This is a genomic window from Flavobacterium sp. (assembly GCF_032153895.1).
In the GTDB taxonomy this organism is placed as follows: Bacteria; Bacteroidota; Bacteroidia; order Flavobacteriales; family Flavobacteriaceae; genus Flavobacterium.
This window is the reverse complement of record NZ_JALDYN010000048.1, coordinates 1-8919: the sequence shown is the minus strand read 5'-3', so window position 1 is coordinate 8919 and position 8919 is coordinate 1. Positions and strand designations below refer to the sequence as shown.

The window sequence follows — 8919 nt, the reverse complement described above, 5'->3', positions numbered from 1 at the left end:
TTTGTGTATGGTTTGGACGAACTACCCAAATGTAATTCAAACCACCATCTTGAACTACCCATAAATTTCCTTGGTCATCAAAAGCAAGGTTGTCGTTTCCGTCTGCCCAGTTTTCAGTAACCACACCGTTTTCGGTAGTGATTGGATAACTTTTCCCTCCAACGAAAGTTTCAAATTCTGTTACAGTAGTTCCGTTGTCTTTGAATCGATACACGCGGTTTTTTCCTTTAGAAGTGAAGTAGATTTTTCCGTCGATTGGATTGATTTCACAATCTTCAACACCATTGAAATTGGTTCCACCTAAAGCACCGGCAGCTGTCGTGATATTATTGCGCTCAGCCTGTGTGGTATTTGGCACCTGAACCCAAGTTGCTCTTGCCGAGCTTGGTTCATCGTTGGACAATGCCAAGTCCATTTTTAAAACATAAACTGTACCGGAGCTTAAATCGTTTGGTGTGTCCGCTACAAATTTGTATACACAATGTGTTCCTCCATCTTCACCGTAATAAGCTGTGGTTCCGTCGTTAGAAACTACTATGTTTTCGTGGTTCATTCTTCCTAAAGCCCATAATTTTTCGTGAGCGGCATTTCCGTAATTTACCACTGCGGCTGTTACTGGATCAATTTCGACTAACCAGCCCACATCCTGATAACCGTCACCATTTGAATCTCCTGAAGTAGTTGCTTCTTCGGCTGTTACAATCGTTCCCCAAGGTGTGATTCCTCCGGAACAGTTTCTTTCGGTTTTCACTAAAGTGGAATGGGCGAAATCTACTTTTCTTGAATTGTTTACCGACCACAAAGGATTCATCACATCGGAACCTAATGAAATATCTAAAATCGAAACTCCACCAGGATTGTTCTCATGATTCACTGACAAATGCCCAAGTGAATTCGCAGTAACTCCAGAAGATGGAATATATCCAGTAAAATCATGATTTCCAGGCACAACTCCAGAGCCGTCCATATAATTGGTTCCTTGTTTGAACAACATCTGAAAACGATGCTCTTCCGGAATCAACATTACTGGCGTTTGTGAAGTGGGTGCGATTGACGTAAAACATGCGATATGGTTTGCGTCACAAGTATAATCAGGTGCTTTATCCTTAATATACATGTCGAAACTGATATCTGAACTTGTATTGTCGCGGTTGTGCATTTCCACAGCAATTCTATTCACTCCATTTTGAAAAACCGATTTTGGCAAATAATAGGTAAAATATCTTTTTTCATCCGCAGCATCAATAATACTGGCAGAATTAGTCATATATGTTACAGCTCCAGCCGGCATATTGTCGCGAATTACCTCAACACCATTAATATAGACGATTGCTCCGTCATCACGTCGTAAACCGAATTCTACAATATCTCCTACGATATTCAAATCGATTTCAATATCTCTTGTAAAATAATAAGTAATGTATTTGTTTGTTGCACTTGGCCCATAAGAAATTACCGTCTTCATTGGATCGCCGTAACCTAAAGGCGCTTCACCCGCTGCCCATGAAGAATTGTCAAAAGCAAGAGATTTCCATGCGGTTGCATCTTGATCGGAACCGTTATCCAAATAATTCCACTGAGAACCTTTTTCCAAAGGATACTGTGCTGGCGGCAAAGATTGTGTTGTAGTTTTCTTTACAGTTGGAACTGCAATTTGCTGTTTTGTTTGTTCAGCTTGTTTTGGTTGTTCTTTTTCTTTGTTAGCTACAATTGAGAACGAGTTTTTACCATCAATATTGATTACGGCAAAACTCCACAAAGAAAACATCCCCATTAAAAATAGTAAACTTTTTTTCATGATTTTGTGTTGTTTGATTGTTTGCTGCAAAACTAGACCCCATGAATTTCCTACAGTTTAAGCTATTTTTAAAATTCCATTAAAAGCGAAGATTCAAATTTTAGCAAATCGTTACCAAATAAAAGAAAAGGTTATCGGTTACGATACGGATTATCACTCAACGATTTCATAAAAGCAATGAGCTCTTTTTTCTCTTTATCCGTAAGATTCAATTTAGCATCCGGAAGCGTCTGATTTTGAACGGAAACACCAACACCAAGCCCTCCACCATTGTTATAAAATTCTACAACTTCTTCCAAAGTTTTGTAAGCTCCATTGTGGAAATAAGGTGCTGTTTCGGCTATATTTCGGATGGTTGGTGTTTTGAATGACTTTTCATAAATCCAGGCGCTTTCACTGGCGATTCGGTTGGCAATTCTTCCTAAATCGGAATCTAAATTTCTACTATTCGGATTGTCAAAAACACCTAAAATTTCACTTTCATTTTCACCGTAAAAAGGCGGTACCAAACCACTGAATGTTGGTGCAAAATGACAGGTCGCACAATTCGCTTTTCCCATAAAAAGGTTGTAGCCATTTTTAACTTCGGACGGAATTTGTTTCAGTTCGCCTCTTGTGTATTTATCAAAAGAACTGTTATTCGACTGCAAAGACAACACATACGAACTCATTGCTCTGGAAAGTTGCTCACGAGTTATGTTTTTCTCTTTAAAAATTCTCTTAAATTCAGTTTGATACTTTGGCTGATTGTTCAGTTTTTTCAAAATCGTTTCGTAAGCAGTATTGAATTCATCGGCACTAAAAATTACGTGTTCTATTTGCTGTTCCAAAGTGAATGCTCGCATATCATAGAAAAAACGGTCTGCGTACACAGCATTCAAAAGAGTTGGAGAATTTCGAAGTACGGTTTTCCCTTTTACAGAGCTTAATGATTTGATTTCGCTGTCGGTAAAACTTTTCTCTGGAGCATGACAACTCGCGCAACTCATTTTCCCGTCGTTACTGATAATCGGGTCGAAAAATAATGCTTCTCCTAATTGACGAAGTTCCGGAGAATCTTCCTCTTTTTGGAGCAGTGTGAAATAATACGGATTTAAAAAATCGGAAGAAAACAAAGAATCGCTGTTAGGATTCCAAGCTGTAATTTTTGACAAACCATTTTCATTTGCCTTTGAAACATTCCCAAGCAGTTCATACAACGGATTGATGTATTTGACCAACAACTCATAACGATCCAGATTTTCAAAATCAGTCTTCTCTAAAAATTGAATTGTTTCATCAAATAGTCGAATAATTTCAACTACTTCAGTATTTGTAATCTTCCCTTTGTTTTGCTGCTCAAAGTAAATTTGCATTCCTTGTAAAGAAGCTTTAGCATCTTCAAGCGAATGCCCCGAACCGGGCGTATCAAAACCAGTCAATCCCATCGTATACAAACGCACTAACTGCATTCGCATCGCAGCATTATCCTCAGTATTTTTAAAAGGCTGATGTCCTATTTTGGAATATAGCAATCCGTAATTTGTTTTCAGTTTTTTGGCTAAAGAAGCGACTTCATATTTTTTATTTGCTAATTCATCCGAAAAAAACAGTTCGTCAAGTACCTGAAAACCTTCCGGTTCAATCACCAACGGATTGGAGTTCTCTTTTTCAATTCGCAATAATGGCGCACCATTCAAACGAGTATTTACATATTCCGGATGGTGAAACGCTAACAAAAATTCTACTTTTTTATACTGTAATCGGGCTTTCAGAAAGGATTGTTGTAAAGAATCAACACCGATTTTATTCCACTTAAAAGCATCGGCATTCTTATCAAAATCTTCCAGAGCTCGGTTTAGATTTGCAAACAGATTGACGGTATACTCTTCTTCGGATACATCTTCGGTACGAACAAAGGAAACCACACCAAGTAACATTACCACTAATCCTAAAATACGGAATCTTTTCTCGCTGAACATCTATACAATTTTGCTCGCAAAACTACATTTCAAGCGTAAAGCCGTTATTAAATTCAGATTAACAAAAGATTAATCTCAATTAAAATCAAATCCTATCAATTACGGAAACAAAAGACTATTTTTGCAAAAAGTTTTTACAGTGAATTACCTTTCAGTCGAAAATATATCAAAATCCTTTGGGGAAAGAACCTTGTTTAAAGACATTTCCTTCGGAATCAATAAAGATCAAAAAATAGCATTTATTGCCAAAAATGGTTCAGGAAAAACCTGTATCATGCGCATCATTAACGGTGAAGACGAGCCAGATACTGGTCAAGTCGTGGTGCGCAAAGACATCAAAATGGCGTTTTTGTCTCAGGATCATAATTTACAGGATGAACTAACCATTGAGGAGAGTATTTTTGCTTCGGATAATGAGATTTTAAAAGTAATTGAACGCTACGAAAAAGCTTTAGAACGTCCGGAAGATGAAGAAGCCTATCAGAAAGCTTTCGACGACATGGACCGACACAATGCTTGGGATTTCGAAACGCAATTCAAACAGATTTTGTTCAAATTGAAGCTGGAGGATTTCAAACTTAAAGTAAAAAATCTTTCAGGAGGACAGAAAAAACGTTTGTCTTTAGCCATCATTCTGATTAACCGTCCCGATTTACTAATTCTTGATGAGCCTACCAACCACTTAGATCTAGAAATGATCGAATGGCTGGAAAGTTATTTCGCCAAAGAAAACATCACGTTGTTTATGGTAACGCACGACCGTTTCTTCTTGGAGCGTGTTTGTAACGAAATCATCGAATTAGACAACGGTAAACTATATCAATACAAAGGAAATTACTCCTATTATTTAGAGAAAAAAGAAGAGCGCATCGCTTCGGAAAACGCCACCATCGACAAAGCACAAAACCTTTTCGTAAAAGAATTGGCCTGGATGCGCCGTCAACCAAAAGCAAGAACAACAAAATCAAAATCCCGTCAGGACGATTTTTATAAAATTAAAGAAGTAGCCGAAAGCCGCAGAAAAGAAAATGTAGTCGAGCTGGAAATCAACATGGAACGTATGGGAAGTAAGATTATCGAGCTTCACAAAATCTCCAAAAAATTTGGCGACAAAGTCATTTTAAACGATTTCAGTTTCGATTTTCAACGTGGGGCAAGAATCGGAATCATTGGAAAAAACGGAACCGGAAAATCAACGTTTTTAAACTTATTAACCAGTACACTTCCTCCAGATAATGGAAAAGTAGTAGTTGGAGATACCATTAAAATTGGCTATTACACCCAAAGCGGTATCAATCCGCAACCGGGTCAGCGCGTGATTGACATCATTAAAGAATTTGGGGAGTACATTCCGTTGGCGAAAGGGCGAATTATTTCGGCTTCACAATTGTTGGAACGCTTTTTATTCGATACCAAAAAACAATATGATTACGTTGAAAAACTAAGTGGTGGTGAACTCAAACGATTGTATTTGTGTACGGTTTTAATTCAGAATCCGAACTTTTTGATTCTCGATGAGCCAACCAACGATTTGGATATTGTAACCCTAAACGTTTTGGAAAGTTTCCTTTTGGATTATCCGGGCTGTTTATTGGTGGTTTCTCACGACCGCTATTTCATGGACAAAATCGTGGATCATTTGTTTGTATTTAGAGGACAAGGCGAAATTGAGAACTTCCCTGGAAATTATTCAGATTTCCGTGCTTACGAAGACAGTGTTGAACCTGTAAAAGAAGAAGCAAAAGAAAAAGTCAACTGGAAACAGAACAATTCATCAACTTCCGGATTATCATTTAACGAGCAGAAAGAATTTCAAAAAATCGAACGCGAAATCAAAGATTTAGAAGCCGAAAAAGTTAAAATCGAAACGCTTTTTTCAGAAGGAAAAGTAGCTGATTCCGAAATTGAAAGTAAAGCAAACCAATTGCAGAAAGTAATTCAGTCTTTGGAAGAAAAAGAAGAACGCTGGTTTGAATTATCTGCGAAAATGGAAGAATAATGCTCCATATCATAAAATCCTACCTAAAATTCCTCTGGAACTCCAAAAACCAACACGGAGTACATTCGCCGTTTGTCTATTCTTTGGTAACCAAATGTTTTTATGACAAGCAATCAAAGTCAGAATACCGAATTTTAAAAGAATATCGAAACACTTTACTTCGTAACCAAAATACTATTGAAGTAACCGATTTTGGCGCTGGTTCGAGAGTTTTCAAATCGAATACCCGACAAATTTCAAAAATTGCTCAAACTGCCGGAATTACGCCAAAACGAGCGGAATTATTATACCGAATTGTAAATTATTTTCAGCCTGAAAGCATTTTAGAAATCGGAACTTCTTTAGGACTAGCCACTTCTGCGCTTTCTTTAGGAAACCCGAAAGCAAAAATCACTACGTTGGAAGGTTGTCCGGAAACTTCATCCGTTGCTCAGAAGGAATTTCAGAAATTCAATCTAAACAATATTGAAGCTATTGTAACCGAGTTTTCAGCCCATTTCAAAAATTATCAATTATCAACTGTCAATTATCAATTAATCTATTTTGACGGCAATCATTCCAAAAAAGCGACATTAAACTATTTTGAGGCTTTACTTCCAACCATCACCAATGAAACGCTTTGGATTTTTGACGACATTCATTGGTCTGCAGACATGGAAGAGGCTTGGGAAATCATAAAAAATCATCCGAAAGTTTCTGTTACTATCGACACTTTTCAATGGGGGTTGGTTTTCTTTCGCTTCGAACAAGAAAAAGAACATTTTACCATTCGCGTTTAATATTGTAGTGGTTATTTTTTTAACAAACATATAACACATCACAAATTCACAACTTATTAAAAATCAATACCTTTGCTCTTGAGCTATGGCCCATCGGCAGATGAGCATTAGCTCATCTCACATCATACTTTTTTAATTCTCCCTGCTTTTACGAGTGGGGAGTTTTATTTTAACTGTAACAAATCATTAAAACCTACAACTAATACCTACAAAAGATACTATTTCGTATTTTAGCCACATAACTGCAGTATTTATGTCACAATCCATCATTGAAATTAAAGGAATTACCAGAGATTTTCCACTTGGTTCTGAAATTGTTTACGTATTAAAAGGTATTGATTTACACATCAATAAAGGGGAATACGTTGCCTTAATGGGGCCTTCTGGTTCCGGAAAATCGACTTTAATGAATATTTTAGGTTGTTTGGATACGCCTACTTCCGGTTCTTACATTCTGAACGGAAAAGATGTCAGCAAGATGGCAGACGATGAATTAGCAGAAATTCGTAACAAAGAAATCGGTTTCGTATTCCAGACATTTAACTTAATGCCGAGAACTACTGCTCTAGACAACGTTGCCTTACCGATGATTTACGCAGGTCACAACAAAGAAAGCCGAACAAATCGTGCTACAACCGTATTGACTCAAGTTGGCCTAGCTGATAGAATGGACCACAAACCCAATCAGTTATCCGGAGGACAACGTCAGCGTGTAGCGGTTGCTAGAGCTTTGGTGAACCATCCGTCAATTATTTTAGCCGATGAACCAACCGGAAACTTGGACAGTAAAACGTCTGTGGAAATCATGAATCTTTTTGACGAAATCCATGCTAACGGAAACACTGTAATTCTAGTTACTCACGAAGAAGATATTGCACGTCACGCTCATCGTATCATCCGTTTACGTGACGGTGTTATTGAAAGTGACAATCCGAACAGATAACTGAACATTGTTATTTACTGTTTTCATTCAATGTTTAAAAAACTCAGTAACTTAGTCGCATAGTAACTCAGCAACTTAAAAAATGAAAGTATATACCAAAACCGGTGATAAAGGAACAACTGCCCTTTTCGGAGGAACGCGTGTTCCTAAACATCACATTCGTATTGAAAGTTATGGAACTGTCGATGAATTGAATTCTTATATCGGATTAATTCGCGATCAGGACATCAATCCGTTATATAAAAACATTTTAATCGAAGTTCAGGACCGATTATTTACACTGGGGGCGATTTTAGCCACGCCACCTGAAAAAGAAGTTTTAAAAAACGGGCAACAACGTTTAAACATCAATCGTATTTCTCCGGAAGATATCACCCTTTTGGAAAACGAAATCGATACTATGGATACCGCTTTGCCGCCAATGACACACTTTGTTTTGCCAGGTGGTCACACTACCGTGTCATATTGTCATATAGCACGCTGTGTATGCCGTCGTGCCGAGCGTTTATCAACCCATTTGAACGAAATTGAACCTATAGATGAGCTGGTTTTAACCTATCTGAACCGACTTTCTGACTACCTTTTCGTCTTGGCACGGAAGTTGTCGTTTGACCTGCACGCAGATGAAGTAAAATGGATTCCGCGAAAGCAGTAAGCAGTGTTTGGTTTGCAGTTTCAATTAGTAGTTTTTCAATTTTTTTAAAGCTTTTAACTGATCACTAAATACTGATTACTGACCACTAAAAAAACGACGTTCTTAACTTTTTTTAAAATAAAAGAAATTTTACTTGATTTTTTCAGTATAAAATTTATTTTTGCATTAAACTATAAATCGGTATAAAAGATGTATTGGACATTAGAATTAGCATCTTATTTGAGCGATGCTCCGTGGCCAGCCACTAAGGATGAGCTTATCGACTATGCGATTAGAACAGGAGCTCCTCTTGAAGTTGTAGAAAACTTGCAGTCTATCGAAGACGAAGGTGAAATCTATGAATCTATGGAAGAGATTTGGCCTGATTATCCAACTGACGAAGATTACCTTTGGAACGAGGATGAGTATTAAAAAATAAACACACACAGCGAAAAAGTCTCCTACGAGGCTTTTTTTTTGTGTAAATTTGCACACATTTATCAGATTATAAACCAACAGAATTATGAGTTTCATAAACAGCATATTAAAGGTCTTTGTAGGAGACAAATCTCAGAAAGACGTAAAGGCCATTCAGCCGATTATCGCTAAGATCAAAACTTACGAAGGCGCATTGGCAGCACTTTCTCACGATGAATTAAGAGCGAAGACTACTTTCTTCAAAGAACAAATTAAAAATGCCAGAGCCGAAAAAGATGCTCAAATAGAAGCATTAAAACAAGAAGCTGAAGCGACTAACGACATCGACAAAAGAGAAGACATTTATGCTTCGATTGATGCTTTGGAG

Annotated in this window: 8 protein-coding genes; 6 read left to right on the top strand and 2 right to left on the bottom strand. The window is 37.4% G+C overall.

The genetic code is table 11. The features are described 5' to 3' along the window. Together RUH60_RS11140 and RUH60_RS11135 are read right to left on the bottom strand one after the other, a co-directional pair. Positions 1-1798, bottom strand: a 1798-nt coding sequence (locus tag RUH60_RS11140; protein ID WP_313808306.1) for an alkaline phosphatase PhoX, incomplete at its 3' end; no start/stop codon positions are given. Between the two features lie 131 nt (positions 1799-1929). Beyond that, positions 1930-3759 (bottom strand): cytochrome-c peroxidase, encoded by a 1830-nt coding sequence (locus RUH60_RS11135; protein ID WP_313808304.1) that lies wholly within the window; start codon positions 3757-3759, stop codon positions 1930-1932. Positions 3760-3898: 139 nt separating this feature from the next. On the opposite strand from RUH60_RS11135, the gene RUH60_RS11130 reads away from it, so the two are divergent. From RUH60_RS11130 to RUH60_RS11105, 6 genes are all read left to right on the top strand, one after another. Beyond that, complete coding sequence (locus tag RUH60_RS11130; protein ID WP_313808302.1) at positions 3899-5758, top strand: ABC-F family ATP-binding cassette domain-containing protein; 1860 nt, start codon at positions 3899-3901, stop codon at positions 5756-5758. After that, positions 5758-6537, top strand: a complete 780-nt coding sequence (locus RUH60_RS11125) for a class I SAM-dependent methyltransferase (protein ID WP_313808300.1) — start codon at positions 5758-5760, stop codon at positions 6535-6537. The genes RUH60_RS11130 and RUH60_RS11125 overlap by 1 nt, the downstream gene beginning before the upstream one ends. 253 nt (positions 6538-6790) lie before the next feature. Beyond that, complete coding sequence (locus RUH60_RS11120) at positions 6791-7480, top strand: ABC transporter ATP-binding protein (RefSeq protein WP_313808299.1); 690 nt, start codon at positions 6791-6793, stop codon at positions 7478-7480. Positions 7481-7562: 82 nt separating this feature from the next. Next, positions 7563-8135: a cob(I)yrinic acid a,c-diamide adenosyltransferase gene (locus RUH60_RS11115; protein ID WP_313808298.1), complete on the top strand. Its 573-nt coding sequence runs from the start codon at positions 7563-7565 to the stop codon at positions 8133-8135. 189 nt (positions 8136-8324) lie between these two features. Then, the gene (locus RUH60_RS11110) at positions 8325-8546 is read left to right on the top strand and encodes a DUF2795 domain-containing protein (RefSeq protein WP_002986941.1); all 222 of its coding nucleotides are present in this window, start codon (positions 8325-8327) and stop codon (positions 8544-8546) included. Between the two features lie 91 nt (positions 8547-8637). Further along, a partial coding sequence (locus RUH60_RS11105; RefSeq protein ID WP_313808296.1) for a hypothetical protein occupies positions 8638-8919 on the top strand: 282 nt, incomplete at its 3' end.